The organism is Micromonospora sp. ZG13 (assembly GCF_059359355.1).
The window spans coordinates 13,066-39,432 of record NZ_JCADBQ010000011.1 but is presented as its reverse complement, the minus strand read 5'-3'; the positions used below and the strand labels follow the sequence as shown (position 1 = coordinate 39,432).

25 protein-coding genes are annotated in these 26,367 nt (G+C 74.3%); 13 read left to right on the top strand and 12 right to left on the bottom strand.

From position 1 onward, the window contains the following. Positions 1-24 precede the first annotated feature (24 nt). Entirely contained in the window at positions 25-690 is a 666-nt protein-coding gene (gene folE, locus AC5L34_RS21365; protein ID WP_357722686.1) for a GTP cyclohydrolase I FolE, read from the top strand. Between the two features lie 64 nt (positions 691-754). Here the strand turns inward: folE and AC5L34_RS21360 are convergent, their stop codons facing one another. After that, positions 755-1,552 carry a hypothetical protein gene (locus AC5L34_RS21360; protein ID WP_494826641.1) on the bottom strand — a complete coding sequence of 266 codons (798 nt, stop codon included), beginning with the start codon at positions 1,550-1,552 and terminating at the stop codon, positions 755-757. After that, a complete protein-coding gene (locus AC5L34_RS21355) occupies positions 1,549-4,095 on the bottom strand; it encodes an FtsK/SpoIIIE domain-containing protein (RefSeq protein ID WP_494826639.1) in 2,547 nt (848 codons plus the stop codon). The genes AC5L34_RS21360 and AC5L34_RS21355 overlap by 4 nt, the downstream gene beginning before the upstream one ends. Positions 4,096-4,419: 324 nt before the next feature. Here AC5L34_RS21355 and AC5L34_RS21350 point away from each other — a divergent pair, with 324 nt between their 5' ends. Beyond that, positions 4,420-4,845 (top strand): hypothetical protein, encoded by a 426-nt coding sequence (locus tag AC5L34_RS21350; RefSeq protein ID WP_494826637.1) that lies wholly within the window; start codon positions 4,420-4,422, stop codon positions 4,843-4,845. Positions 4,846-4,849: 4 nt separating this feature from the next. Here AC5L34_RS21350 and AC5L34_RS21345 read toward each other — a convergent pair whose 3' ends face one another. From AC5L34_RS21345 to AC5L34_RS21315, 7 genes are read right to left on the bottom strand one after another with little or no spacing between them, the layout of a single operon-like run. Then, on the bottom strand, positions 4,850-5,452 hold the full coding sequence (locus AC5L34_RS21345; protein WP_441176913.1) for a hypothetical protein: 603 nt from the start codon (positions 5,450-5,452) through the stop codon (positions 4,850-4,852). A gap of 13 nt (positions 5,453-5,465) precedes the next feature. Beyond that, on the bottom strand, positions 5,466-6,635 hold the full coding sequence (locus tag AC5L34_RS21340; protein WP_494826635.1) for a M23 family metallopeptidase: 1,170 nt from the start codon (positions 6,633-6,635) through the stop codon (positions 5,466-5,468). After that, entirely contained in the window at positions 6,632-7,189 is a 558-nt protein-coding gene (locus tag AC5L34_RS21335; RefSeq protein ID WP_494826633.1) for a hypothetical protein, read from the bottom strand. Before AC5L34_RS21335 ends, AC5L34_RS21340 begins: the two co-directional genes overlap by 4 nt. Then, positions 7,186-9,141: an MFS transporter gene (locus tag AC5L34_RS21330; protein WP_494826632.1), complete on the bottom strand. Its 1,956-nt coding sequence runs from the start codon at positions 9,139-9,141 to the stop codon at positions 7,186-7,188. Before AC5L34_RS21330 ends, AC5L34_RS21335 begins: the two co-directional genes overlap by 4 nt. Position 9,142: 1 nt before the next feature. Next, positions 9,143-12,487, bottom strand: a complete 3,345-nt coding sequence (locus tag AC5L34_RS21325) for an ATP-binding protein (RefSeq protein WP_441176917.1) — start codon at positions 12,485-12,487, stop codon at positions 9,143-9,145. Between the two features lie 49 nt (positions 12,488-12,536). Then, positions 12,537-12,899, bottom strand: a complete 363-nt coding sequence (locus AC5L34_RS21320) for a hypothetical protein (RefSeq protein WP_089003089.1) — start codon at positions 12,897-12,899, stop codon at positions 12,537-12,539. A gap of 13 nt (positions 12,900-12,912) precedes the next feature. Then, entirely contained in the window at positions 12,913-13,227 is a 315-nt protein-coding gene (locus tag AC5L34_RS21315) for a hypothetical protein (RefSeq protein ID WP_089003090.1), read from the bottom strand. Positions 13,228-13,571: 344 nt separating this feature from the next. Between AC5L34_RS21315 and folP the strand changes: the two genes are divergently transcribed. From folP to AC5L34_RS21280, 7 genes are all read left to right on the top strand, one after another. Further along, positions 13,572-14,489: a dihydropteroate synthase gene (gene folP / locus AC5L34_RS21310; protein WP_441176918.1), complete on the top strand. Its 918-nt coding sequence runs from the start codon at positions 13,572-13,574 to the stop codon at positions 14,487-14,489. Next, positions 14,486-14,851, top strand: coding sequence for a dihydroneopterin aldolase (gene folB, locus AC5L34_RS21305; protein ID WP_441176919.1), 366 nt, complete (start codon positions 14,486-14,488; stop codon positions 14,849-14,851). Before folP ends, folB begins: the two co-directional genes overlap by 4 nt. Further along, the gene (gene folK / locus AC5L34_RS21300; RefSeq protein ID WP_441176920.1) at positions 14,848-15,375 is read left to right on the top strand and encodes a 2-amino-4-hydroxy-6-hydroxymethyldihydropteridine diphosphokinase; all 528 of its coding nucleotides are present in this window, start codon (positions 14,848-14,850) and stop codon (positions 15,373-15,375) included. The genes folB and folK overlap by 4 nt, the downstream gene beginning before the upstream one ends. Before the next feature lie 19 nt (positions 15,376-15,394). Then, the gene (locus tag AC5L34_RS21295) at positions 15,395-15,937 is read left to right on the top strand and encodes a DUF3180 domain-containing protein (protein ID WP_089003821.1); all 543 of its coding nucleotides are present in this window, start codon (positions 15,395-15,397) and stop codon (positions 15,935-15,937) included. Between the two features lie 122 nt (positions 15,938-16,059). Continuing rightward, on the top strand, positions 16,060-17,274 hold the full coding sequence (locus tag AC5L34_RS21290; RefSeq protein WP_441176921.1) for an ABC transporter permease: 1,215 nt from the start codon (positions 16,060-16,062) through the stop codon (positions 17,272-17,274). Positions 17,275-17,328: 54 nt separating this feature from the next. Next, positions 17,329-17,643 (top strand): hypothetical protein, encoded by a 315-nt coding sequence (locus AC5L34_RS21285; RefSeq protein ID WP_089003095.1) that lies wholly within the window; start codon positions 17,329-17,331, stop codon positions 17,641-17,643. Between the two features lie 60 nt (positions 17,644-17,703). After that, positions 17,704-18,201 (top strand): hypothetical protein, encoded by a 498-nt coding sequence (locus tag AC5L34_RS21280; protein WP_089003096.1) that lies wholly within the window; start codon positions 17,704-17,706, stop codon positions 18,199-18,201. A gap of 57 nt (positions 18,202-18,258) precedes the next feature. On the opposite strand, the gene AC5L34_RS21275 is transcribed toward AC5L34_RS21280, so the two are convergent. Then, positions 18,259-19,260 (bottom strand): ABC transporter ATP-binding protein, encoded by a 1,002-nt coding sequence (locus tag AC5L34_RS21275; protein ID WP_441176922.1) that lies wholly within the window; start codon positions 19,258-19,260, stop codon positions 18,259-18,261. Positions 19,261-19,262: 2 nt separating this feature from the next. Here AC5L34_RS21275 and AC5L34_RS21270 point away from each other — a divergent pair, with 2 nt between their 5' ends. From AC5L34_RS21270 to AC5L34_RS21255, 4 genes are all read left to right on the top strand, one after another. Next, a complete protein-coding gene (locus AC5L34_RS21270) occupies positions 19,263-19,946 on the top strand; it encodes an ABC transporter permease (protein WP_441176923.1) in 684 nt (227 codons plus the stop codon). A gap of 111 nt (positions 19,947-20,057) precedes the next feature. Beyond that, positions 20,058-20,780, top strand: a complete 723-nt coding sequence (locus AC5L34_RS21265; protein WP_494826626.1) for an ABC transporter permease — start codon at positions 20,058-20,060, stop codon at positions 20,778-20,780. 248 nt (positions 20,781-21,028) lie between these two features. After that, positions 21,029-22,033, top strand: coding sequence for a glycine betaine ABC transporter substrate-binding protein (locus tag AC5L34_RS21260; protein ID WP_441176925.1), 1,005 nt, complete (start codon positions 21,029-21,031; stop codon positions 22,031-22,033). 122 nt (positions 22,034-22,155) lie between these two features. Beyond that, positions 22,156-23,895 (top strand): hypothetical protein, encoded by a 1,740-nt coding sequence (locus tag AC5L34_RS21255; RefSeq protein ID WP_494826624.1) that lies wholly within the window; start codon positions 22,156-22,158, stop codon positions 23,893-23,895. Positions 23,896-23,968: 73 nt separating this feature from the next. Here the strand turns inward: AC5L34_RS21255 and AC5L34_RS21250 are convergent, their stop codons facing one another. Further along, a complete protein-coding gene (locus AC5L34_RS21250; RefSeq protein WP_441176927.1) occupies positions 23,969-25,138 on the bottom strand; it encodes an NADH-quinone oxidoreductase subunit D in 1,170 nt (389 codons plus the stop codon). After that, positions 25,135-26,316: an SAM-dependent methyltransferase gene (locus AC5L34_RS21245; RefSeq protein WP_494826622.1), complete on the bottom strand. Its 1,182-nt coding sequence runs from the start codon at positions 26,314-26,316 to the stop codon at positions 25,135-25,137. Before AC5L34_RS21245 ends, AC5L34_RS21250 begins: the two co-directional genes overlap by 4 nt. Positions 26,317-26,367 lie beyond the last annotated feature (51 nt).

Genomic DNA, 26,367 nt, shown 5'->3' with positions numbered 1-26,367 from the left:
GCCAGTTCCCGGGAGCACCGGGAACTGGCCGTCTCCGCGACCGAGCCGGACGGCGACGACACCCTCGACTACGTCGCCGCGCGCCTGATCAGCGGCAAGCTCACCGGCAGGCCCATCGAGGAGACCATGGACCTCGGGCGGATCGAGAAGGCGGTCCGCGAGATCCTCATCGCCGTCGGGGAGGACCCGGACCGCGACGGGCTCCAGCAGACGCCGGCCCGGGTCGCCCGCGCGTACGCGGAACTCTTCGCCGGCCTCCGGGTCGACCCGGCCCAGGTGCTCAGCACCACCTTCGAGGCCAACCACGAGGAGTTGGTGCTCGTCCGGGACATCGACGTGATGAGCCTCTGCGAGCACCACCTGCTGCCGTTCCGGGGCAGCGCCCACATCGGCTACATCCCGGGGCCGGACGGCCGGATCACCGGCCTGTCCAAGCTGGCCCGGCTGGTCGAGGTCTTCGCCCGCCGGCCGCAGGTGCAGGAGCGCCTCACCTCCCAGATCGCCGACCTGCTCATGGAGCGGCTCGCGCCGCGCGGCGTGGTGGTGGTGCTCGAGTGCGAGCACATGTGCATGGCGATGCGCGGCATCCAGAAGTCGGGCGCCAAGACCATCACGTCCGCCGTACGCGGCACCCTTCAGCGCGACGCCAAGTCCCGCGCCGAGGCGATGGCGCTGATCATCCCCCGCTGACACCGCACGACCGGCCGGCCGCCCGCAACCCGGGTCGGCCGGCCGTCGCTCTGGGCGGTGGTGCTCAGCCGGCCAGCATCGCGAGCAACAGGCCCGCGCTGACCAGCACCGCCGGGACCAGGCACACCAGGGCGCCCAGCCGGGCCGTGCGCGCCACCCGGCCGCCGTCCGGCGGCGGGAAGAGCCGCCCCACGCCGATCCAGCCCGCCGCGAACGCCACCGCCGGCATCGGCAGACCGCAGACCAACGCGGCCACGCTGGCCGCCCCGGTGCCGGTCGCCACGAACAACGCCACCTGGATCGCCGGCACCAGCAGCGCCAGCGGCCCGTACACGAGCAGGTTCCGCAGGTGCGGCGGCCAGGCGGCCAGACGGGGCAGTCCGCGCGCGGAGAGCGTCGCGTCCGCGGCGTCCGCCCGGCCCCGGGCTGCGCGCAACGCGGCCAGCACCGCCGCCGGCCCGCCCGCCATCGCCCGGGCCGCCTCGGTCAGCTCCGGCGGCGTCGGGACCAGCGAGATCGGCGGTACGCCCCGCTCGCGCAGCCGGGCCTCCTGCGAGGCCAACCGGGTGCGTACGGCGGTCAGCTCCTCGCGGGCGGCCTGCACCGACCGGGCCTGCTCGCCGGCTGCGGTGGCCGCGTCGCGGCGCACCCCGTCGAGCTGACGGGCGGCGGCGAGGTACTCGGTCCACGCGGCGGCCACCGCGTCGGCGTCCCCGCCGGCGTCCGCCTGCCCGCCGGTGTCCGCCTGTCCGGCCGGGTCCGCCTGTCCGGCCGGGTCGGTGCGTTCCGGTGTCGGGTCGGCCCCGGAACGCTGCCCCGGCGCGGACTGTCCCGCCGTGGTCCGTGCCCCGCCGCGGGTCATGCCGCCTCCTCCTCGCCGAAGGGGACCAGCACGGTGCCCTGCTCGCCGGGGCCGTCCCAGAGCACCGCCCGGCCGGGGCGGGGCCGCCACTGCACCTGCCGGCCGAAGACCGATGCGAGCTGCGCGCCCGGCAGGTCCACCACGGCCACGGCGGCGAGCTTGTCCACCTCGCCCTCGGGTTCCAGCAGCGCGGCGAACGACGGCACCGTCCGCCAGCGGCCCAGCAGGTGCCGGCCGATGGGCGGACCCTCCCGCAGCAGCGCGCGCAGCCGCTCCGGGGGCAGTTGCTCCGGCGTCGGCACGTCCAGTCCGAAGACGACCAGGAAGGCCGGCGCGGGGTCGTCCACGGCGGCGAGCAGGCCCGGAAGGTCCACCGTCTCCACCGGATGGCGCCCCGCCAGCTCGGCCGCCAACGCCTCGACCGTCGGGCGGCACTCCTCGTCCGGCGCGGCCAGCACGAAGCGGGCGCCCCCGGGGGCGTGGTGCACGGCCGTGCTGCGTACGGCGGTGACCAGCAGCCGGGCCGCCTCCGGCCCGGGGCCGAGCACGGCCAGGTTCCGCCCCGGAGCCGGCCCGAGCGACACCGCGACGGTCGTCCGGGGCACGTCCACCGCCCGGCCCAGCAGGGCGGCGGGCCCGGGTGCCTGCCCGGCGAGCGCCGCCCGGTACCGGGGATCGTTGCGCAGCAGCGGGCGGGCGTAGCCGGCGAAGACCACCGGCGGGGACGCCCCCTCCGGGCGGGCCGACCAGAGCCGGTGCCGCAGCGCCTCGACGGTGTCGGGATGGTCCTGCGGGTCCGGGAACCGGACCATCCGCTCGTGCCCCCGGATCGCGCCCCGGGGCCCGCCGAGCCCGCCGGCGGTGTTCACCACCGCGCTGCCCACCGGCAGCCCGGCGGCCGAGTCGTTCGTCGGCTCCAGCACGGCACCTCCGCCGGGCAGCGCCACCCGCACCGGGAACTGCCCCAGCACCGAGTCCCGGTCGGTACGCGAGCCCAACCCCAGGTCGCCCTCGCCGGACAACACCAGGTGCACCCCGTACGCCCGTCCGGTGCGGGCCAGCGCGTCCAGCCGGGCGGCGGCGTCGGCGGACAGCCGGTCCCGTTCGACGAAGAGCAGCGGCAGGTTGTCGAGCACGCAGACGACCCGGGGCATCGCCCGGTGCTGGCGCAGCTCGGCGAAGCGTTGCCCGCCAGCCCGGGCGCCAGCCTCCTCGCGCCGGCGCACCTCCGTAACGAGCTCGTCCAGCAGACTCAGCACGTACTCCCGGTCGGCCGCCATCGCGGCGGCCCGCACCTGCGGGATCCACGACCGGTCCCGCTCGGTCTGGAGAAACTCCACGAAGGACTCGGCGTCGGCGAGATCCGCCAGGTAGAGGACCAGCTCTTCGGGACCGTAGCGGGCGGTCAGACCGAGCAGCGCGGTGGTGAGGAAGGTGGACCGACCCGCGCCCGATCGGCCGCTGACCAGCCAGTGCGGCGTCAGCTCCGTGAAACCGAGGGACACCGGCCGGCCACCGGCGTCGCCGACGGTCGTGGTCAGCCCGCCCACCCCGCTCGCCGTCCACAGCTCCTCGTCGGCTGCCGGCAGCAGATCGGTCAGCGCCAGCCGGGAACCCGCCTCCACCTGCGCGGCCAGCCGGCGGCAGACCGCGTCGACGAGTTCGCCCGGCGGATCGGTCTCGATGAAGACCGGCGAGTTCAGCCCGCCCGGCGGCTCGGCGCCCGGCCCGGTGAACGGGCTGCCCGGCGGATCACCCAGCAGCGCGTACGCGGTGCGGACCGCCAGCGTCGTCGCCCTCGGCAGCGGCTCCCGGCCGCCCGCCGGGGGCCAGCCCGCCACGACGAGGTGCAGGCCGGCGGACCGACCCGACCCGGCCAGGGCCACGATGCGGGCCAGGTCGGTGGGCCCGGTCGACTCGGGCAGTGCGGCGATCACCAGCAGCAGCGTCCGGTCGTGCCGGCGACGCCCGCTCGTCCCGGGGGCCACCCACTGCTCGGCCTCGGTGAGTACGGCCCGCAGACCCGCCACGTCCACGGCCGGCGGCGGCAGCAGGCCCGCGTCCGCGAGCGGCGCGAAGGGCGCGAGGGTCGTGCCGGTCGCGTCGACCGCGCGGACCAGCAGCGCCCCGGCCGGGGTCGCCGCCAATAACCGCAGTAGTACGCCCCGCAGCAGCCCCGCCACCCGGGGATCACGGGCGTCGACGTCCACCGCGAGGTGACCCGTGCCGAGCAGCGGCACCAGCGCCGGGAACCGGGCGTCGTCCAGCGGTGCCGCCGTACCGACCCGGACGAAGGGAGGCGGCCCCTCACCGGCCGGTGTGGTCGGTGCCGTCGTCTCCAGGGGAGCGCCCGCCCAGCCGGGAGCCAGCAGCGCTGCCGCGGACCGGAGGCGGTCCGCCAGCTCGTACTGGCGGCGCTGGTCGGCAGGGACGGGCCGGGTGTCGTCGAGGACGCTCGCGGCAGCGGTCGCGGTGGCGGCGGCCCGCCGGTGCAGTGCGGCGGCGCGGTTGGTGCGTGCCTTCGGACCGACCACCGCGTCCACCCCCTCCGCCCGAGGTCGGCAACCCCTCCCCGCGCAGAGACCGTAACCCAGCCGGGCCGACTCGTCCGGGATGCGCGGCGGCACTGCGCCGGGGATGTCGTGGATCTCACCGATGGGGAGTGGTCCGTCACGATCCGCTGGATCTGGGGCATTGGGTCTACCGCGTCCAGCCGCTAGCCTCAGAGGGTGGAATCAGTGCAGCCCCCCGCCGGTTCCCAGGTCTCCCGCGTACCGGCGCAACGGCCCCCCTCCGACCACCTGGCGCCGCCCTCGCCGGCCCCGGCACCGGAGCGGCCACGGCGGCGGCTGCGCACCGTGCTCACGGTGGTCACGAGCGTCGTGGTGGCACTCTGCCTGGGCGGGGTGGCCGCCGGATTTGTGCTCTACAACCGGGCCGCGGCACCCGACCGTGGCTCGCCGGACGTAGCTGTCGTCAGCTACTTGCAGGCCGCGCTTGTATCGCGTGACCAGAACCGGGCTCTACTCTTCACCTGCGCCGGCCCACTACAGTCGATCGAGGATCTGCGGACCCAGGTCGAGCGACGTGAACGGGAACTCGGTACAAGCTTCTCGATCAATATCGAGAACATCGTAGTGGTCATGAACGGCTCATCAGCGGCCACGGTAACGGCCGTCATTCGTCGTAGCGCCACCGTAGACGGGGTGCAACAGAGCCTGACCGACCCTTGGCGCTTCGAGGCGCAGGACAGAGACGGTTGGCGGGTCTGCGCCGGAGCGCCGGAGAGCTGAGTCCTCACTCAATCCAGAGCAGATGCACCGGAACCTCCAAGGTGGTCGGCGACTGGCCCCGCCAGGCCCAGCGATACCAGTCCACCTCCGGCGTCACCCGGACGCAGATGTCGCCTTCCGCGCCGGAGTAGGTCTCGGTGACGGCTCGCAGGTCCCGGTGCTCCACGGAGTCGACGACGTGCACCACCCGGCGACCCGTGACGGCGTCCGACTCGAAGACGGGGGTCGGAGCGCGGTGCGCCGGGGCGTCCAGGGAGACCAGGCGGACGCCCGTCTCGCGGTCCATCGACGCGTCCGGCCGCCGTGTCCCCACCGTCTCCACCCAGACCCGCTCGACCGGGACCAGGGGCGCGAAGACCTCCACCTGGTCGGACTCCGCCCGGTACCACTCGTGTTCGGGGATGACCGGTACGTAGGTTCGACTGCCCTGCACCACCCGGTCGTCGGCCCGAAGGTCAGCGCGCCAGCCCAGCCCGGGCAGGCCGACCAGCACGCGCTGACCGCGCAGCTCGACGCGACCGGTGGCCGGCACGATCTCGATCGGTCTGGGCGGTCGGGGCGCCCAGTCCGGATGGTCGGCGAACGGGTCGGGAAGCGGGTCGTTCATGACGACGAGCGTCTCATCCCGCGCCCTTGAGCGGCGCGCCACGCGAGCGCATGAACGGCACCGGGTCGATGGCGCCGCGGCTGCTCCGGTCCTCGTCCTCGTGCACCTCGAAGTGCAGGTGTGGGCCGGAGGAGTTGCCGCTGCTGCCGACCTCACCGATGACCGTACCGGCCTCGACGAGTTGGCCGACCTTGACCCGGGGCTTGCTGACCATGTGGCAGTAGCGGGTGATGAACCCACCGGCGTGCAGGACGTCGACGAACCAGCCGCAGCCGCCCTTGTTCGGCCAGCCGTCGACGTTGCAGGTGCGCCGGCCGCTCTTGTCCGGGTCGCACTGGGAGATCAGGACGCGTCCGGTGGCCGCTACCCGGATATCGGTGCCCTTCGGCGCGGCGATGTCGACCCCGTTGTGCCGGGGCCGGCTCGCGGTGCGAAAGCCCGACCCGACGCCGCCGGGGATGGGAGCCGTCCAGCCGGAGGCGGCGATCTCTCCTCCGGCGGCGCGGTCGCACGCCTTCCTGCCGTCGATCAACGCGATCCGGGCAGCTCCGCCGGCCAGCGCGTTAACGATTTGGGCGGCCACGTCCTCGTGTTTGGCGTACGCGTCCGGGAAGGCACTGATCTGTACGGCCTGCGCGGCCCGGGTCAGCGGCATCGTCTCCCAACCGGGCACCTTGACCAGCTTCTCGTAGAACTTCCGGGAGGCGTACTCGGGCGTCATCCGCTGCGCCACAGTGCCCCAGCCGGCTCGCTGCTGGAAGAGACCGACCGAGTCGTGGTCGGCGCCAATACCTTCGTTCGGCAGATTCCCGGACTCGGCGACGGTCCGGTTAGCCAGGTTGAGAAGTCTGGATTCCTGCATGGCGGTCGCCACAGCGATTACCCACCCGCGGGGCGGCACCTTCATCTCCTGCCCCACCTTGATGATCCTTGCGGCGTTGCGGAGCTGGCGTTCGCCGTACTGGGATATCCGAGGCATGTCGCCCACTACGTTTACCTGGGATTCCTCCTTACAGTCCTGACTGGCGAACGTCATACCGCTGCCCGCCTCGCCGCCCAGTTCCGTGAGGAAGAAGGCCCCGGCACCGCCGGTGCAGCAGAGCAGGGCGAGCGTCGCCGTCAACGCGGCGGCCAGTGCGCCGAGTCGAAGCTGCCGACCGCGCGGTCGCGTCCCGTCGCTCATTTCTGCTCCCAGTCCACAGCGTCCACCAGCCAGCGCCCATCGGGCGCCACCAGTTCGAGGCGGAGCCGCCCCGTGTCGAGCGGAACCAGTACCTCGACGAAGTTCTCGGCACGGGGCCGGAGCGTGACGTCACCGTCGACCTGACCGTTCGGCACCCCGGACGGGTCGACGCCGGCCAGCTTGTCGGTCAGCACCGGGGTGGACAGGGGACGTAGGCCCTCCTGCCACTGCTCCGCCGTGGTGCCCGGCTTGCCGAGCCAGGCGGCGACGAAGCGTTCGGCGGTCTGCTCTGGCGTGAGTTCGCCGGGGCGGGTGACCGGAGACGGCGGAGCGCCGGTCGAGAACGCCCCGTCGTCTCCGGCGGTCGGATCGACCGTGGTGATCGGCCGGTCGGGGCGGTTGGTGAGTCCGGAGGCGGGATCGCCCGGCCCGGACACGAGTCGCGCCGCTCCGATGATCCCGAATACGAGTACGGCGATGCCGACCGCGATGCCGAGCCGGGACCGGAGTACCCGGGTGACCAGGAATTCGACCGCCCGCCGCATCGCACTCACCGCGCCTCGGAGCGGATCCGCGGGGTGGGTCGGTCAGGCGCGCGTTCAGCGGATCCGGGACGGTAGATGGCGAACGAGGGGTTCTCGTCCGGCACGTCCGGCTCGGTCCAGGTGGCTGGCTGCCGCCGCCGGGGCCGGGGTGTGACCGGGCGCGAGGTCCCCCGGTCCTCGGTCGGCGTCGTCTCCTCGGTGGCCTGCTCGCGGCCATCGGGCCGCTGCCGCTCCTCTGCGCCACGGGTGGCGGGGCCACCACGGGTGGCGGCGTGCGCCGGATCCTCCAGCCGTGCCTCGGGCCGGAGGGTGCGCTGCTCCGCCACCACGGTCCGACGCCGGCCCGTCGTCGGCTCGGCCGTCCCGCCGGGCTCCGCGACGTCGAGCCGGGCGGCGGTGCGCATGTCCCGGAAGAAGCGCCGGTGCCACGAGCCGGCCGAGCTGACCGCCTCGCTGCTGTCCTTGCCCCCGAGTTGGGTGATCCGGCGGTAGGGGCGCAGCAGGAGCCAGCCCACCACGCCGCATAGCCAGACCAGCACCACCTGGAGCCAGCCGGGCAGGGTCGGCGTGCTCATGATGAGGTCGACCGCGAAGAGATAGATGGCGGCGCCGGTGCCGAAGATGGCGATGTTGAAGACGGCGGCGACCACCGCGTTCGCCAACCGTCGCAACCCGGCGCTGGCCGGGCGCATCAGGCCCACCGTCCCGAGGATCGGCGCGGCGATCACCGCCCACCGGAAGATCAGGAAGCCCAGCAGCACCAGCAGCGAGGCGGTCAGGTCGAACATCGCGAAGAGAACTGCGGCCAGTACGGCGATGAATCCGGCGCCCACCCGGTCCATGTCCCGAACGCCCTGGAGGTACTCGTACGCCTCCGGGTCTTCCTCCTTGATCTGCTCAGCAACCTTCATCCACTGCTGCTGCTTCGCCTCGATGGTGGCTTGACGTGTCGCCGGATTGGCGCGGATCGACTGCGCCTCACCCCAGGTCAACGACCGGGCGTCGTACAGAGCTTGGCCGTACTTCTTGGCGGTCTCGCTGTCCGCCGACCCAAGGACTCCCCGTAGCCAGTTCCGGTACAGCATGGATTCGGTAGCGGTGTCGCTGGCTCGGACGGCGGGCTTACGGTTGTCCTTGCACCGTTCCGGGTTGGGATCGATGCACCGGCCGGGACCAGGCTCCTTCATCTGTGGCCCCACGGCGTCGTGTACCACACCCAAGGTGGTGACGAGGGTGCCGTCGGCGATGTTGGCCGACTTGACCGGCCAGGCGGCCAGGGCGGTCACCGCCACCATCACCAGCAGTGCCCAGCCCGCCGTGGTCATCGCGTTGCTCATGTCCGACTGGCGGGAGCGCCAGAGCAGATACAGGCCGACCACGCAGAGGGTGACGATGCCGAAGACGCTGAACACCTTCTGGTAGACGGCCTTGGTCGCCTGGTCTACCAGCGGGTCGGCCCAGCCCCACATCGAGCGCGGATCCCAGGCACGTTCCCGCAGAGCATTGGAAGCGCCGATCACCGCAGTGGCAATCATGAATTCGCCGTTTGCGACAGTGGTCGTGAACTTGTAATCCGGGTGGAGGACTGTGGAGGCGCAACCGATGTCGTACGTCGTGTAGCTGTACCCGGCGTATCCATAGAGGCTGTATCTGCCGGTGACGCCGGCAGTTGCTTCGGGTGGCGAGCTGGCAAACCAGCCAGCCAGACCTGCATCGGGAGCGCCAGGCGTTGGTGGCTCGAGACACTCTGCTCGGGCTGCTGATACGTCCTTGAGCTTGTCGACGCAGGCGCGGAAGTCGGCCTGCCACTCCGGGGTGGTGCAGAGGTCGGCGTTCGCCTGGGCCGTCAGCGGTGCGGGGGCGGCCGCAGCGGCACCGACGGCCGGCCAGCCGATGGTCGCCCCGGCGAGTACGCCGAGCGCGAGCAGGAACGCCGCCAACCGTGCCCGGGCCCGCGCCATGTCACGCCTCCATGTTCGGCAGGATGGCCGGCAGCACTCCGGCCGCCGCGGCGATCGCGGCGGGGGTGGTGTCGAGGTGATCCAGCAGCCCGTCGACGTACGAGACGTCGACGCGGACCTTCTGCACGCGGCCGTCGACGTCCCGCATGACGAATTCCCGGAAGCCGAGCCGGGTCGCGCTGGTGGCGTCGGCGGTGGAGAGGGAGGCCAGGGTGGCCTCGTAGCCGTCGTTGACGGGCACCCGCAGCAGGCGGAGCGCTTCGGAGGCGATCTCCGCGTCCTCGGCGATCCGGCCGACGAAGACGGTCGAGACCAGGTTCTGCACGTCGAGGCCGAGGATGTCGCGTGGGTTCTGCGAGGCGACCAGCGCGGCGAGGTTCCACTTGCGGGAGTCGCGTGCGAGCCGGACCAGGAACGACCGCCCGGAACGCCATCCCTCCATGAAGTGCGCCTCGTCCAGGCCGACCAGCTTCCGCGACGACATCGAGCCGCCGTAGCAGCGGCGCACGGCCAGCCGGTGCGCGGTGTGCAGCATGGGCAGGGCCAGCGACTCCTCGGCGGACCAGTATTCCCGCTCGATCTTGAGGTCGGGCAGTCGCAGCCCGGCCATGGTGATCACGGTGAGGGCGGCGTCCGCGCCGAGCAGTCCCTCCGGCGGCCGGCCGAAGAAGAGCATGGCCAGCGGCATCTCGGCGGTGTCCAGCAGCAGGTTGGCCAGTTCCTTGCCGGCGTCGTCGTCGAGCTGACTGAGGCAGGCGACCACGTCGTCCAGGGTGGAGGTCTCCTCCGCCGGCACCTGGCGTACGGCGTGCCGGAAGAGGGTGGCGGTGGATGCCTCCCGGGCGACCTGCGGGGGCACCAGCATCATGCAGATGTCCTGCACCAGCATCCGCCGTTCGGCGCGGGCGTTGGAGACCGCGATCTCGAACTCCCGGTCGCCGGCGGCCCCGGTGCCGAACTCGCTGCGCAGCGGCGTCGGGATGAGCGAGTACGGGGCCAGGGTGCCGTGCTCGGAGCCGGTCAGGTTCAGCACCCGCGCGTACGGCCGCAGCTCCGGCATGGCGCAGAGGCGGGCGAGCGGGCCGGACGGGTCGAGCAGCGTCACCTGCACCCCGCGTCGGGCCGCGAGGTAGCCGAGTGCGCCGAGCAGGGTCGACTTGCCGCCGCCCGGTTCGGCGACGAAGACGGCGAGCCCGGAGCGTTCGCGTACTTCCATCGGGAAGTGCAGGTCGAGGAAGACCGGCCGGCGGCAGGTGCCGGCGGTGCGTCCGATGAGGTCGCCGCGCCGGTCGCCCACGGTGCTGGCGGCCTGGGGGAGCGCGGCGGCGAGCAGGTTGACCGGCATCCGCCGGACGTAGCCGGTGTTGGCGATCGGCTCGCCGGGGATGAACTCGCGGGCCAGCCAGTCCTGGTTCTTCGGATGTTGCAGCGAGATCCGCAGCTCGCGCGAGTAGAGCTGGATGAGCCGGCGGGCCCGCTCCAGGCACTCCTCGCGGTTGCGGCCGCCGACGGCGATCCGGTGCCAGCCGTGCGCGCGGGCGGAGTCGACCGGCAGGCCGGTGGTCATCTCGTCGCCGATCACCAGGGCCCGCTTGGCCAGCCGCTCCAGCTCGGGCGGGGCGTCGATGCCGTGCTCGGCGTAGTCGAGCTGCTGGGAGCGGATCATCCGCAGCCGGTGTTCGAGGTTACGGAAGGAGTCGCCGGAGCCGAGGATGTCGACGCGGGTGGAGAGCTCCATCGGCCACGGCAGCCGCTCGTGGAAGTGCAGCCAGGGTTCGTGTCGCTCGGGGATCTCCAGCGGCTCCATCCGGCCGACCGCCAGCACGGCGACGTGCCGTTCCTCGCCGGTCATCCGGTTGACCAGCTTGACGGTCGAGCCGTACGGGGTGCGGTAGCGCTCGACCTGCTCGGTGAGGGCGAGCAGGTCGCCACGTTCCCACCGGCCGTCGGTGAGCGGGGAGAGTTCCCCGGGCGGCGCCATGCACAGCGCCACCGAGCGGTAGAGCAGCCACTCCAACTCCTGGGCGGTGACGCGCCGGCCGCGCATGCCGAACGCGCCGAGCACCTCGTCGAACTGCTCGACGGTGCGGCCGAGCTTGCGGCGCTCGCCCTCGGCGACGCCCCGGCCGAAGGTGCGCAGCAGCCGTTCGGTGAGCGAGTCGCCGAGGGAGCGTCGGGCGAAGGTGACGCCGAGGTAGGTCTGCCCCTCGGCGTGGTTGACCGAGAGCAGGTGCCGCTGCGCGGCCACGAGGTGGTCGCCCCAGCCGGCGGTGCCGGGCACGTCGGGCAGCGGCGCGGGGGTGTGCGCGTCGATGGTGCGGGCCCACTCGTCGGCCGGGAAGGGCCGGGTGGTGCGTCGCAGGTGCAGCCGGAAGCCGGCGAGCCCGGCGTACTGCTCGGAGATCGCCGACAGCAGCGCCTCCCGCTCCGCGTCCGGGCGGAACGCCCAACGCACCTCCGGCAGCCAGTACCAGGCGGTGACGGTGTTGGGGGTGAAGGTGAGGTGGCCGGCGATCTCGGTGATGGCCAGCTCGACCGCCGGGTCCCGGTCGCCGAACTTGATCTTCGGTGCCTTGACCCGGGCGGGCTTGGTGGGCTGGCTGCGCCGGCCGGCGGAGCGCTGCCGGGGCGGCGCTACCTCCCGGCCGGTCCGCTCCGTCGGGCGTTCCCCGTCACGGCGGGACGCTGGCCCGGCCACGGGTTCCGGCGCGGGCGGCTCGACCGGAGCCGCCTCGAGAGGCGCGGGTCGACCGGGCGGCGGTGCCGGCACGGCGGCGGTGGTGTCCTGCGCCGGTGGGCGGAGCGTGGGCAGCCGGTCCCCGGGCTGGTGCGGCACCCGGGACCTGGCCGGCCGGACGGGCTGCTCGTAGGCGGCAGCCGGCCGGTCGACTGGTGGTGCCACCGGGGAGGGCACCGGGTCGGCGGCTTCGCGCGGGTGGGCCACGTCGCTCTGTCGACCCGCGCGCGCCGGCGGGGGAGTCGGGGCCGCCGGGAGCGCCGCCGGCTGCGGCGGGGCCGCGGCGTGCTCGCGTCCGCTGGCCCGCTGCGGGGGCGCCGCCGGGCGGGGCGCGCCGGGGCGCGCCCCGCCGAACAGGTCGAGGAAGGGCGAGTCGATGTCGGCGCCGTCGCCGACGGGTTGCGGCTCGGCCGGCGGCGTCCGGCGCGGCGCCGGACGGGGTGCCTGGAACACGCCCACTCCGCCGTGCCCGGGTGTCGTCACCAGGGCCGGGTCGAGGACGACCTCGTCGACCTCGGGCTCGTCCGGGTAGTCGAACGACCGCGCACGGTTACCGTGCGGGACGGCCGGACGCCCTGCCGGGGAACCCGGCGTGGAACTGCGATTCATGCGACCGCCTCATCCGCGTCGTTCGACTGCCTGGTCGGGGTGCGACCGGTCATGCCAGTTCCTCCCGGATCCTGATCCGACTGCCGACCAGGCGGGGGTCCCGCTGCTCCGCGGCCGGCTCCCGGGTCCGCCGCCAGTCGGTCAGCGCGGTGCGGATCACCATGCGCGCGGGCCGGTCCGGGTCGACGTACCGGAAGATGAACGAGGTGCTCACGATGGCGAGCGCGATCTCCCAGGCGGGGAAGAGCTCCACCTGCAACGTGAACAGCCAGTGGATGAACATGTAGAGGGGAACGAGCAGCATGAACAGCCCGTACTGGGCGTACGGCAGGTGGACGGGAAGGGTGTAGCCGGGCGGCCCGAGGTAGACCAGGCGAGCCCGGTAGATGTCGTCGTCGGTGCGCAGCCGCATCTCGTGCCCGCGCCTATTCGAAGATCAGGTCGATCAGGTAGTCGCCGATGAAGAAGAGTGTGGCGGCTCCGGCGATGAAGGCGAGCCCGACGATCGCGATCGCCGAACTGGTGAGGACCTTGGAGATCTCACCCCGGCTGGCCCGCCCGATGAAGATGACGCCCAGCACGGCCAGCAGGATCGGTGCGATCTTGCTGGCGAAGAATGTGACGACACCCTCGGTGTCGATGCCCTTGGGCGCGGGCTCGGCGAGTGGAGTCGACGCCAGGGTGGAGAGCGTGTGGGCGGCGGCGGACGTCGCCGTCTCCATCAGCTCGATGGCGATCACTGGAACCTCCCCAAGTCGCGGCCGGCGGCGCCGCGGTGGTGCAGTAGGCATGCCTGGCGGGAACGGTGCTCCCTGTGCGCAGCGTCGGCGACCCTGCGTTCGTTACCCACCACGGAGGGTGGTGAGCTTTGGGCGGATTTTCCCGCTTCGGCCCTCCCTCCAGGCTTCGCCATCTCGATGCCGGGCAATTCCAAAGCGTACGGGCACCCACTGTTTGCGACAAGCCGCGAAGAGTCTGCCCGATCCAGCCCGGACGGACCGATCGTACACCTGTTCGAATGCGCATGTCACCGCCCTCGACCCGGCCGATCCGGGGAGGTCCGCGCGACCGGTACCGTCTAGCCGTGACCGATCTGGTACGGGCCTCGGCCCCGGTGGTGATGGGCGTCCTCAACGTCACGCCCGACTCCTTCTCCGACGGCGGACGGTACGCCGACCTCGATGCCGCCGTCGGACACGGCGTGCGGTTGCGGGCCGAGGGCGCCCACCTGGTGGACGTCGGCGGCGAGTCCACCCGGCCCGGTTCCGACCGCGTCGACGCGGCGACCGAGACGGCCCGGGTCGTCCCCGTGATCCGGGAGCTGACCGCCGCCGGCGTGCCGGTCAGCATCGACACCACCCGCGCGCGGGTCGCCGAGGCGGCCCTCGCCGCCGGTGCGGCCGTGGTCAACGACGTCTCCGGCGGCCTCGCCGACCCCGACATGGCCCGCGTGGTGCGCGACGCCGGCTGCCCCTGGGTGCTGATGCACTGGCGGGGCCACTCCCGCCAGATGGGGGAGCTGGCCCGCTACGGCGACGTCGTCGCCGACGTGCGCGCCGAGCTGCGCCACCGCGTCGACGAGGCGTTGCGCGCGGGGGTCGGCGCCGACCGCATCGTCATCGACCCGGGCCTCGGCTTCGCCAAGACGGCCGCGCACAACTGGGAGCTGAGCAGGCACCTGTCCGACCTGCTGGACCTGGGCTTCCCGCTGCTTTTCGCGTCCAGCCGCAAGTCGTACCTGGGGCGGCTGCTGGCCGGCCCCGACGGCACCCCGCGCCCCACGGACGACCGCGACGTGGCCACCGTCGCCACCAGCCTGCTCGCGGTTGCCGCGGGCGCCTGGGGCGTACGCGTGCACGACGTCCGGGCCACCGTGGACGCCCTCGCCGTCTGGCAGGCCACGGGCGCGCCCCGCCTGGCGTCCGCGTCCACCGGCGGGGTCCCGGCGGCCCACGCCGGCGCCGGACGGGACCGTACCGCCGACCACGGAGGAGACCGATGACCGACCGGATCCAGCTGACCGGCCTGCGGGCGCACGGCCGGCACGGGGTGTACGACTTCGAACGCGAGCAGGGGCAGGACTTCGTCGTCGACGCCGTGCTGGAGATGGACCTCGCCCCGGCGGCCCGCTCCGACGAGGTGGGCGACACCGTCCACTACGGCGAACTGGCCGAACGGCTGGTCGCGGTGGTGACCGGCGAGCCGGTCAACCTGATCGAGACGCTCGCCGACCGGCTGCTGACCGTGTGCCTGGCCGACCCCCGCGTCGAGGTCGCCACGGTCACCGTACACAAGCCGGAGGCGCCCGTGCCGCACGCCTTCACCGACGTGGCCGTCACGATGACGCGGCGGCGGGACCGGTGACCCGCGCCGTCCTCTCCCTGGGCAGCAACCTCGGCGACCGGCTGGCCCACCTGCGCTCCGCCGTCGCGACGTTCGGCGACAGCGTGCTGCTGGTCTCCGGCGTCTACGAGACTCCACCGTGGGGGGACGCGGACCAGCCCGCGTACCTCAACGCGGTGCTGCTCGCCGAGGACCCGGCCGCGGGCCCGTACGACTGGCTGGAGCGGGCCCGGGCGGCGGAGCGCGCCGCCGGGCGGACCCGCGACCCGCAGCGGCGCTTCGGGCCGCGCACCCTGGACGTCGACGTCGTCGCGGTGTGGCGCGACGGCGACGAGCCCGTGCTCAGCGACGACCCCGAGCTGACCCTGCCGCACCCCCGGGCCCACCTGCGGGCCTTCGTGCTGCGGCCGTGGATCGACCTCCAGCCCTACGGGCGGCTGCCCGGGCACGGTTGGCTGACCGACCTGCTCAACAACGGTCCCGCCGCCGACGACGCGCTGGATCTGCGCCCCCGGCCGGATCTGGCGATAGAGTCGACGGCATGACCCAGTGGAGCCGGCCGGCATGACGCAGGCGCAGTCCCCAGGACCCGGCGGGACGGGGCCCGAGCGGTCCCGGATGGGCCCCACCCGGGCCTCCACCCTGCTCGTGGCCGGCCTCGGCGCCGCCGCGCTGGCCTGGCTGCTGATCAGCACCCTCTACTACGACTACCTGCCGGAGCTGCCCTGGCTGCCCGTGGTCACGCTCGCCGCACTGGCCGTGCTGGAGGCGTACGCCGCGGCCAACACCCGGGCGCGCATCGAGCGCCGGCCGGGCCGCGACCCGGTCAATCCGCTGCTGGTGGCCCGGTTCGTGGTGCTGGCCAAGGCGTCGGCGTTGGCCGGCGCGATCTTCGCCGGCTTCTACGCCGGGCTGACCGGCTGGCTCTTCGTGGAGCGCACCGACGCCGCGGTGGGCGACCGGCCGGTGGCCGGCGCCGGCCTGCTCGCCGCCCTGGCGCTGGTGGCGGCGGCGCTCTGGTTGGAGCGCTCCTGCCGGGTTCCGGAGCAGGAGGACGACGAGGACCGCGAGCCCGGCAACCGGGAGGGCCGCCCCGGTCCGCGCTGATCGCGGGGGGTTACGCCCGGCCTTCCACGCGGGTACGGTGCCTGCGACCGGAGAGCAACGCCGCCCCGGTCCGCCCGTGCGTCGGACCTGGCTGGACGGGCGGCCATGTGGGAGGCGGCGTCATGCGGTACGACGAACCGGGGCGGGAGCCGTCCCCCGAGCCCTCGTCCGGCATCCCCGCCTCGGTCCTGGAGAACGTCTTCGACGACCCCGCGCACGGCGAGCCCGGGCGCGACCGGTTCGCCGTGCACGTCGTCTGGGAACTGCTGCTCCTGGCCGGGCTGGGCGTCCTCGCGTACCTGCTCTGGGCGGAGGAACCGGCCGCGCTGCGCGGCGACGGGCTGCGTTCCCTGCTCCTCGACGCGGTCGTGCTCGGGTTGCTGGCGCTGGCCGCCGGGCTGACCCTGCGTACGGCGGCGGTGAACCTGGCCGTCGGGCCCGTGGCGGTCGCCGCCGCGCTGCACGTGGCCGAGCAGGGCGACCGGGGCGTCAATGCCGCCGTCGGCCCGGCCCTGCTGGTCGCCGCGCTGGGCGGCCTCGCCCTGGGGCTGGTCGTGGTGGTGCTGCACGTTCCCGGCTGGGCCGCGTCCCTCGCCGGGGCGGGCGGGGTGATCGTCTACATCCAGCAGCGCTCCGCGTCGGTGCTGCCGCAGGGCGACTACGACCCGGAGCGCGGTGCCCTGCACCTCTTCGTCGGGTTCGCGGCCGTCGCGGTGCTCGGCGGCCTGTTCGGGTCGGTGCGGGCCGTCCGCCGGATGGTCGGCCGGTTCCGCCCGGTCGTGGACCCGGCCCGCCGCCGGGGCGCGGTGGCGGCGGTCGTCACCACCGGCGCGTTCGTCGGCTCCACGGTGCTGGCCGCGCTGGCCGGCATGCTCGTCGCCAGCCGGGACATCGCCCCGGTCGCGCCGAACCCCGGGCTCGACTGGACGGTGCTCGCGGTCGGCCTGGCGCTGCTCGCCGGCACCAGCGCCTTCGGCCGGCGCGGCGGCGTATTCGGCACGCTGCTGGCGGTCTGCCTGGTCACGGTCCTCCTGGCGTACGCGCGGGCCCGCGGCTGGACGGTCAGCCGGTGGGCGGTCGGCGCCGCGGCGCTCGGCGTCGGGCTGCTGGTCACCCGGCTGGTGGAGGCGTACGGGCGGCCGGCGGTCGGCGCCGCGGCGGAACCGGTCCCCGCCGGTGACGCCCGGATCGGCTCGGGCTGGACGGCGTCCCCGGCCGACCCGGTCGGCGACTGGCCGCCCGCCGTGCCGAGGCGGCCCTCCGAGAGCCCCGTGGACCCCTGGAGCGACCCGGGCTGGGAGAACGGCCCACGCCGGTGGGACGCCGGCGAGCGGTGAGCCGGCACCGCGTCCACCGGGCCGGAAGTGATCTCGCCGGTTAGGCTCGGCGGCATGACCGACACACCATCGACCTCCGCCGGCCCGTCGTTCGAGGAACTCGACGCGTTGTCCACTGAGGAGCTGCGCGAGCGGGCGTTCGCGGTCGCCCGGGAGCGCCGCGACGTGCGCTTCTTCTGGTCCGTGCTGCGGCACCTGCCGAACGCGGACGAGGCCGCCGCCCTCGACGGCGCACCCAACTCCGTGGGGCCGACGATCGACGAGGCCGCGGCGCTGTGGCGGGAGCTGACCGGGCACGGCTACGAGGAGTCGGCGCCGCTGCTGCGGGCCGCGTTCATCGACTACCTGATGAAGCACCCGCGACGGTGACGGCGACCGACGGCCCCGGGCAGGTTTGCCTCCCACGGTCCGCCGGGAACTGACCCGATCATGGCGCTCACCAACCCGCCCCGGACCGGCGGTCGCTACGGGACGGCGGCGGGCACGGGCGCGCTCGCGGCACTCCTGCTGGTCGCGGTCTGCGGCAGCCCGGCGTACGTCGGCTGGGCCGCCGGCACCGACCCGAACTCCGCCGGCGGCTGGTACCTGCAACTGCTCTCCTGGCCGGCGTGGCGCTTCGACGGCGACGGGGCGACCGGCGGCCTGCTCGTGGCGAACCTGCGGGCCGTCCTGCTGGTCATCCTCGCGGCGCTCTTCCTCTACCTGCTGCCCACCTCGCAGGTGGCCCGGGTGCAGGGGTCGGGGACGCAGTTCTTCTCCGGCTGGGCCGCGTACGTCCTGGCCAGCGGCTTCGCCTCGCTGATCGCCGCCTTCCTCGGCCCGGAACCGGCCCTGCTCACGGCGATCCAGGCGGGCGGCGCCGGCGCGACTTACGGCTTCCTCTCGGGCTGGATCATCGGTACGGCCAGCCTCGGCGGCCGCGCCTGACCGGCCGCCGCCCACCCGCACGGGCCCGCACTCCTCAAGCGCCTGGCCCGGCTGCCCTCACCCCTCGCGGTCGCCCAGTTCGAGCAGCCGCGCCCGGCTGAGTACGCCGACCGGCCGCCCCCCGTCGGTCACCACGATGCGTTCCGCGGCCGAGCTCAGCAGCGTTCCCAGCGCGTCGTACGCCGAGCCGCCGAGCGGCATCGTCGGCAGCCCGGCCACCCCGGTCTGGGGCAGCGGCTCGACGGTGTCGCCGGTGACCGGGGTGACGGCCAGCCGGCGGATGCCCCGGTCGGCGCCCACGAACTCCCGTACGAAGGGTGTGGCGGGGGCGCCGAGCACGGCGGCGGGGGTGTCGTACTGCTCCAGCCGCCCGCCCTCGGAGAGCACCGCGATCCGGTCGCCCAACCGGACCGCTTCGTCCAGGTCGTGGGTGACCAGCACGATGGTCTTGCGCACCTCGGCCTGCAACCGGAGGAACTCCTCCTGCAACCGGGTCCGCGCGATCGGGTCGACGGCCGAGAACGGCTCGTCCATCAGCAGCACCACCGGGTCGGCGGCCAGCGCCCGGGCCACCCCGACCCGCTGCCGCTGCCCGCCGGAGAGCTCGTGCGGGTAGCGGCGGCCGAACGTGGCCGGGTCGAGCCCGACGAGTTCCAGCAGCTCGTCGACGCGGCGGCGGCTGCGCTCGCGGGGCCAGCCGAGCAGCCGGGGCACGGTGGCGACGTTGGCGCTGACCGTCTGGTGCGGAAAGAGCCCGACGTTCTGGATCACGTAGCCGATCCGGCGGCGCAGCCGGACCGGGTCGACCCGGGTGACGTCCTCGCCGCCGAGCAGGATCCGGCCGCCGGTCGGCTCGATGAGGCGGTTGACCATCCGGAGCACCGTGGACTTGCCGCAGCCCGACGGTCCGATCAGCACCGCCAGCTCGCCGGCTCTGATGTCCAGGCTCAGCTCGCGTACGGCCTCGGTGCCGCCGGGGTAACGCTTGCGGATGCCCTCCAGCACGATCGACGCCGCGCGCGGTTCGGCGGGGGCGGTGCCCTCCGGGGTAACGTCCACACATGTCCTTCCGCCTGAGCTACCGGGCCGACCCGGGTAACCCGTGGTTCTCCTGGCAGTACGTGCGGGACAACTCTGACACGATCCTCGCCGCCGTGCGTGAGCACGCCTCGCTGACCGCTCGCGCGGTGCTGATCGCCGCCCTGATCGCGCTGCCGCTGGCGGTGGCCGCGTACTGGTACCGCTCGCTGGCCGGGCCGGTCCTGGCACTCACCGGGGTGCTCTACACGGTGCCGTCGCTGGCGCTCTTCGCGTTCATCGCCCCCTACCTGGGCATCGGCGCGGCGACCGCGCTCAGCGTGGTGGTCCTCTACGCGCTGCTGGTGATCGTCCGCAACGCCGTCGCCGGGCTCAACCAGGTGCCCCCCGAGGTCCGCGAGGCCGCCGAGGGGATGGGGTACGGCCGCTGGGGCCGGCTGTTTCGGGTCGAGCTGCCGCTGGCCCTGCCGGGCATCCTCACCGGGCTGCGGCTGGCCACCGTCTCCACGGTGGCCCTGGTGACCGTGGGCGTGGTGATCGGGCGCGGCGGTCTCGGGCAGCTCATCTTCGCCGGCTTCCAGAACAACTTCTACAAGGCGCAGATCATGACGGGGACGCTGCTCTGCGTCCTGCTCGCCCTGGTGCTCGACCTGATCCTGGCGGGTGCGGGCCGGCTGCTGACCCCCTGGCTGAAGCGGGCCCGGTGAGCGCGAGGAACGCAGCGAAGCGGAGTTCCGCAGTCGAAAGGCGGGCCCGGTGAGCGCGAGGAACGCAGCGCAGCGGAGTCCCGCAGTCGCGAATGACGGAAGGCGGGTCCGGTGAACCCGGTCGAGGCGGCGTTGGTCTGGCTGAACGATCCGCTCAACTGGACGAACCCGGGCGGCATCCTGGACCGGCTCGGCGAGCACCTGTCGATGTCGGCGGCGGCGGTGGCCCTCGGCTGCCTGGTCGCCTGGCCGATCGGGCTCTGGCTCGGGCACACCGGCCGGGGCGGCGGCCTGGTGGTGCTGGTGTCCAACGTGTCGCTGGCCGTGCCCACGCTCGCCCTGCTCACCATCCTGCCGCTGACCTTCCTCGGCTTCGGCCGGCCGTCGGTGGTGGTCGCGCTGGCCGTGTTCGCGGTGCCGCCGCTGCTGGCCAACGCGTACACGGGCGTGCGGCAGGCCGATCCGGAGGCCCGGGACGCGGCGCGCGGGATGGGCTTCTCCGGCTGGCAGTTGCTGCGCCGGGTCGAGCTGCCGCTGGCGGTGCCCTACCTGGCGGCCGGGTTGCGCACGGCGGCGGTGCAGGTGGTGGCGACCGCTGCGCTGGCGTCCTTCGTCAACGGCGGCGGCCTGGGCCAGATCATCCGGGCGGGCTTCGGGCTGGACATCGCGGCCGGCGGCGGACAGATCATCGCCGGCGGCGTGCTGGTGGCCGGGCTCGCCATGCTGCTGGAACTGGTACTGGCCCTGGTCGAGCGGCTGGTCACGCCGCGCCCGCTGCGGGCGGACCGCCGTCGGGCGCGCCGCCGGGCGGCGCAGGCGGTGGCCGGCGGCTGAGCTTCTCCGCCCACCCCGACGCCGAGCCCGAGTGGGCGCGCGACGGCGAATCCGGTTCACCTCCGGTGACGATCCGGTGACGAACTACGCCTCGGGTTGTCGGTCCCGCGTGGAAGATGTTGGGGTGGGAAACCGGGCGGTCGCACAGCGGCCGCCCGTGGCAGACAGCGGGCGGCCGGACGAGATCGCCCGTCGGACACGCGGCCGGCCCGGCAGGGCCGCGCCGGGACACGGAAGGCGGGCACTGGATGCGCGCACGTACACGCCTGGCCGTCGGTGCGGTGGGAGCCCTCGCCGCGGCGGGGATGCTGACCGGCTGCGGCGACGCCGGCTCCTCCGGCACGGACGCCCCTGAGCAGGCGGCCTCCGGCGCCGGCTGCGCGCCCGTGGCCGGTGACCAGCTTGTCGTGCTCGACGACGACAAGAAGCTCCAGAACACCGACAACGTCATCCCGGCGGTCAACGCCGACGCGGCCAACCCGCAGTTGCTCGCGGCGCTGGACAAGGTCTCGGCCGCGCTCGACACGCCGAAGCTGATCCAGCTCAACAAGGCCGTCGACGTCGACCGCAAGACGGCGCAGAAGGCGGCCGAGGAGTTCGCGGCGGCCAACGGCGTCACCACGGGCATCGCCAAGGGGCCCGGCGGTCAGATCGTGATCGGCGCGGCCAACTTCACCGAGAACCAGATCCTGGCCGAGCTCTACAAGATCGCCCTGACCGCCGCCGGCTACGACGCCAAGGTGCAGCAGATCGGCAACCGCGAGCTCTACGAGCCGGCCCTGGAGAAGGGCGAGATCCAGGTCGTCCCCGAGTACGCGGCGACCATGGCCGAGTTCCTCAACACCAAGGCCAACGGCAAGGACGCCCCGCCGGTGTCCTCGCCGGAGCTGGAGAAGACCGTCGCGGCGCTCAAGGCGGCCGGCGACAAGGCCGGCCTCGTCTTCGGCACGCCGGCCGCGGCCCAGGACCAGAACGCCTTCGCCGTGACCAAGTCGTTCGCCGACAAGTACGGCGTCCGCACCCTCTCCGAGCTGGCCGCCAAGTGCTCGGGCCAGGCCACGGTGCTGGCCGGCCCGCCGGAGTGCCCGCAGCGGCCGAAGTGCCAGGCGGGGCTCGTCCAGGTCTACGACTTCAAGGCCGGCTCGTTCAGCTCGCTGGACCAGGGCGGCCCGCAGACCAAGAACGCGCTGAAGACGGGGGCCGCGAGCGTGGGCCTGGTGTTCTCCTCGGACGGCGCACTGGCCGTCGGCTGATTCCGGCCCGGCCACCGGCGGCGCCACGCCGCCGGTGGCCGGCGTGGCGTTCGGCGGTGAAGATGCCGGATGCCCCGTTCACCCTTTCCGGGGCGGCACGACCCTCGGTAGGCTGCGGACCCATGCCAGCCCCGGTCGCCCCCGCCGACAAGCGCAGCCCGTCGCTGCTCACCATCCTCTTCTGGGTCGGTGTCGCCCTTGCGCCGGTGGCGGCGTTGATCCTGCTCGTCGCCGACGGCAACGGTCCGCTGCGGTTCGCCGCCGTGCTCGCCATCATGTCCGTCGTCCTGATCGGCCTGGCGATCGCGCTGCGCGCCGACGGCGCGGGCCCGGCCCGGACCGAGGAGTTGCTCGACGAGATCGAGCAGCTCCGCCGTGAGCTGCGCGGGGAGATCGTGGCCGCCGCCCAGCGCGGCAACCAGGCGCTCGACGACGCCCAGCGGGCCCAGGAGGAGGTCGCCGCGCTGCGCCGGCGGCTGGACGCCAGCAGCGCCGCGCTGGCCGGCGTCGCCGCCCCGACCGGCGCAGGCCGCGCCCGGGCGGCCGACGACGCGGGCGCCGGCCGGGCGCGGGCAACTGTCGACGACGCGGGCTTCGGCCGGGGGCGGGTGCCGGACCAGGACGACGTGGCGCCCCGTCGGGGACGCGCCGACCGGGACGACGAGGAACCCGCCCGCAGGCCGCAGCCCGCTCCGCGCGCCGAGCGTTCCGCGCCGGCCGGCGGCTACGGCACCGAGCGGGCGGCCGCCGCCCCGGCTGGCGGGTACGGCCAGGAGACCCCGACGCCCACCGGCGGGTACGCGGACCGGCCGGCGGCCGGCGGCACGGCCGGGGTGTACGGGGCGACCCGGCCGGCGGAGCCGGGCAGCCAGCCAGGGGCCCGCCCGCTCGGCGTGGTGCGGCACACCGAGACCGTGCACGTCACCACCCGGCACACCATCGTCGACGGCTCCGCGTCCGTGCCCCCCGACCGGGGCGCCGGGTACGCGGGGCGCTGGTCGCCGGGGCCGGAGGAGCGGCCGTGGCCGGGCGAGCAGGACGATCGTTCCTGGGCCGGTCACGGGCACGCCGAGGGCGACGACCGGTCCCGCCGCGGCGACCGGCCGCGCCGGGACGACGACGGCCTGCGGCCGGGCCCCGGATCCGTCCCGGACGACCGGAGCCGGCCGGATCAGCCCGGCGGCGGGGAGTGGTCGGCCCAGGGCGACGACCGGGACTGGTCCGCCGCACCCGGTGCACGGGAGCGGTCCGCCGGCCGTGCCGACCGGGAGCGGCCGGGTCGGCACGACGGGCGCGGGCAGCAGTGGGACGCGCCGGCATCCGCCGGACCGGGCTGGGGAGCGCCGGCCGGACCGCCCGGGCGCGGCCGGGCGTACCCGCCCGACGAGGCGGGCGGGGAGCAGTGGTCGCAACTGAGCGCCGGGGACCGGTGGGCCGCCGTGCGGGACGACGAGCGGGGTCGGGAACTGCGGGTCGGGGAGCGGCGCGCCGAGGTGCACGCCGACGCCAGCGGCACCGAGTACCGGGTCGCGGACCGCTGGGCGGCGGTCCGCCGGGACGAGCCGCGCCGGGGGCCGGAGCGGGGCGACGACGGATGGCGCGGCGGCTGGTCGGAGACGGACGACGCCCCCGCCCTGCCGGCCGGCGGGGTGCCGGTGCCCGACGAGTGGCGCCCGCCCCGCCAGCGGGCACACCAGCCCGAGGCGCGGCACGACGCCCGCCAGCCCGAGGCGTACCGCCCCCGCCGGGCGGAGCCCGAGCCGGAGCGGTACGGCCGGCGGCTGGAGGAGCACTACGGCTATCCGCCGCAGGACGACGAGCCCCGTGGGGGCGGTGCCCGCCCCACCGACCGCTGGCGCTGACTCGTCCTCGACATCGGGCGGGGAAGGCATGCCCGGCCGGCCCGCCCGCGTCCCCGGGGCGGTGCCGGGCGGGTCACTTGTCGATGTCGCCGACCACGAAGAACATCGAGCCGAGGATGGCGATCAGGTCCGGCACCAGGCAGCCGGGGAGCAGGGTGGCCAGCGCCTGCACGTTCGCGTACGACGCGGTGCGCAGCTTGAGTCGCCACGGCGTCTTCTCGCCCCGGGAGACCAGGTAGTAGCCGTTGATGCCGAGCGGGTTCTCCGTCCAGGCGTAGGTGTGCCCCTCGGGGGCCTTGAGCACCTTCGGCAGCCGGGTGTTGACCGGCCCGGTGAGCCGGTCCACCCGGTCCAGGCACTGCTCGGCGAGGTCGAGCGAGGCGTACACCTGGTCGAGCAGCACCTCGAAGCGGGCGTGGCAGTCCCCGGCGGTCTTCGTCACCACCGGCACGTCGAGCTGGTCGTAGGCCAGGTAGGGCTCGTCGCGGCGCAGGTCGAAATCGAGGCCGGAGGCCCGGGCGACGGGCCCGGACGCGCCGAACGCGGCGGCGTCGGCCGCCGAGAGCACCCCGACGCCGACGGTGCGGGCCAGGAAGATGTCGTTGCGTCGGATGAGGTTGTCCAGGTCGGGCATCCGCCGGCGGACCTCGGCGATGGCGGCCCGGGCCCGGCCCGTCCAGCCGGACGGCACCTCCTCCTTGAGCCCGCCCACCCGGTTGAACATGTAGTGGATCCGGCCGCCGGAGACCTCCTCCATGACCGCCTGGATGGTCTCCCGCTCGCGGAACGCGTAGAACATCGGCGTGATCGCGCCGATCTCCAGCGGGTAGGAGCCGAGGAACATCAGGTGGTTGAGCACCCGGTTCAGCTCGGCCAGCGCCATCCGCAGCCAGGTGGCCCGCTCCGGCACCTCCATGCCCATCAGCCGCTCGACGGCGAGCACGACGCCCAGCTCGTTGGAGAACGCCGAGAGCCAGTCGTGCCGGTTGGCCAGCACAATGATCTGCCGGTAGTCGCGGACCTCGAACAGCTTCTCCGCGCCCCGGTGCATGTAGCCGACGATCGGCTCGCAGGCCACCACCCGCTCGCCGTCGAGCACCAGCTTGAGCCGGAGCACGCCGTGCGTGGAGGGGTGCTGCGGCCCGATGTTGAGCACCATGTCGGTGCCGAGCTGCTCCCCGCCGGCCCCGGTGCCGACGGTCAGTTCGCGGAGGTCGCCGGCGTCCGTGGTCATGTCCGTCATCGTGCCATGAACCGCGCGGGGTCGACGCCGACCGGTTGCCGCAGCCACCAGTGCCCGCCCAACCCGGCCGGGTCGGTCAGTTCGGTCACCGCCGACGCGGCGGCGAGCGCCCGCACGTACCCGGCCGGGTCGCCGACGGCCAGGCTCAGCGGCGGTCGCCCGCCGTCGGCCCCGAGCGCCCGCAGCGCCTCCCGCTGCGACCCCAGGTCGTACGCGCACCGCGCGACCCGGGCGCCGGCGGAGGCGACCGAGTCCATGGCGACGTGCGCGGTGACGTCGCAGGATCCGTCCGGCACCGGCGGCACCTGCCGCCCGCCCCGGTACCCGGTCAGCGTCCCGTCCACGGGCCGGCCGTCGCGCAGGTGCCCGTAGTCCACGGCCAACGCCAGCCCCCGGTCGACCCTCCGTACCGCCTCGGCCCAGGCGTCGTCGCGGGTCCGGCCGATCTCGGCCCGCACTGCCGTAGGGGGTTCCGACCCGGTCGAGCCGGTCCCGTCGATTCCGGCCGCTGGCACCGGCCACCATCGGGCCAGCCAGTCCGCGTCGGCGGGGTCGACCGGGTCACCGACGGTCTCCTCGCCGGTGGCCGGGTCGACCAGCAGGTAGCGCCAACCTTCGGCGGTGTGCACCGCGACGTCGAGCGGCACGTTGTCCAGCCACTCGGTGGCCACCAGCAGCCCGGTTATCCCGGCGGGGATCTCGTCAAGCCAGTCGATCCCGTCGGGCAGGTCGACCGGTCGGGGAGCCTTCTCGACCGCGGTGAGGCGTACCCGGAAGGCGAGCGGAACCGACGCGGAGGGCGCGGGACCGGCGGACGACGGGCCGGACGAGGCCGAGGGCCGGGCGGCGGCCGGAGGAGTCGGGGTTGCCGGGGAGCCCGTCCGCGGAGGGATCAAGCCTGACCGCCCGGAGCGGGCGGGCTCCCCGGCAACCCCCAGCGCGGCGGAGAGCGCGCGCAGCAGCTCGCCCCGGCCGGCCCCCACGTCGACGACGTGCAGGACGCGGGGGTGGCCGAGGGCGGCGTCGACCTGCTCGACGAGTCGCAGCAGGGCGGCGGCGAACGCCGGCGACGCGTGCGCGCTGGTGCGGAAGTGATCGGCGGGCCCCGACCCGGAGACGAAGAAGCCGCCCGGCCCGTAGAGCGCCCGTTGCATCGCGTCCCGCCAGCGGATCGACATCGGTTCCTTCCCACGCGGCGTGCGGTACCGGGCCGACCCTACGCAGCCGGT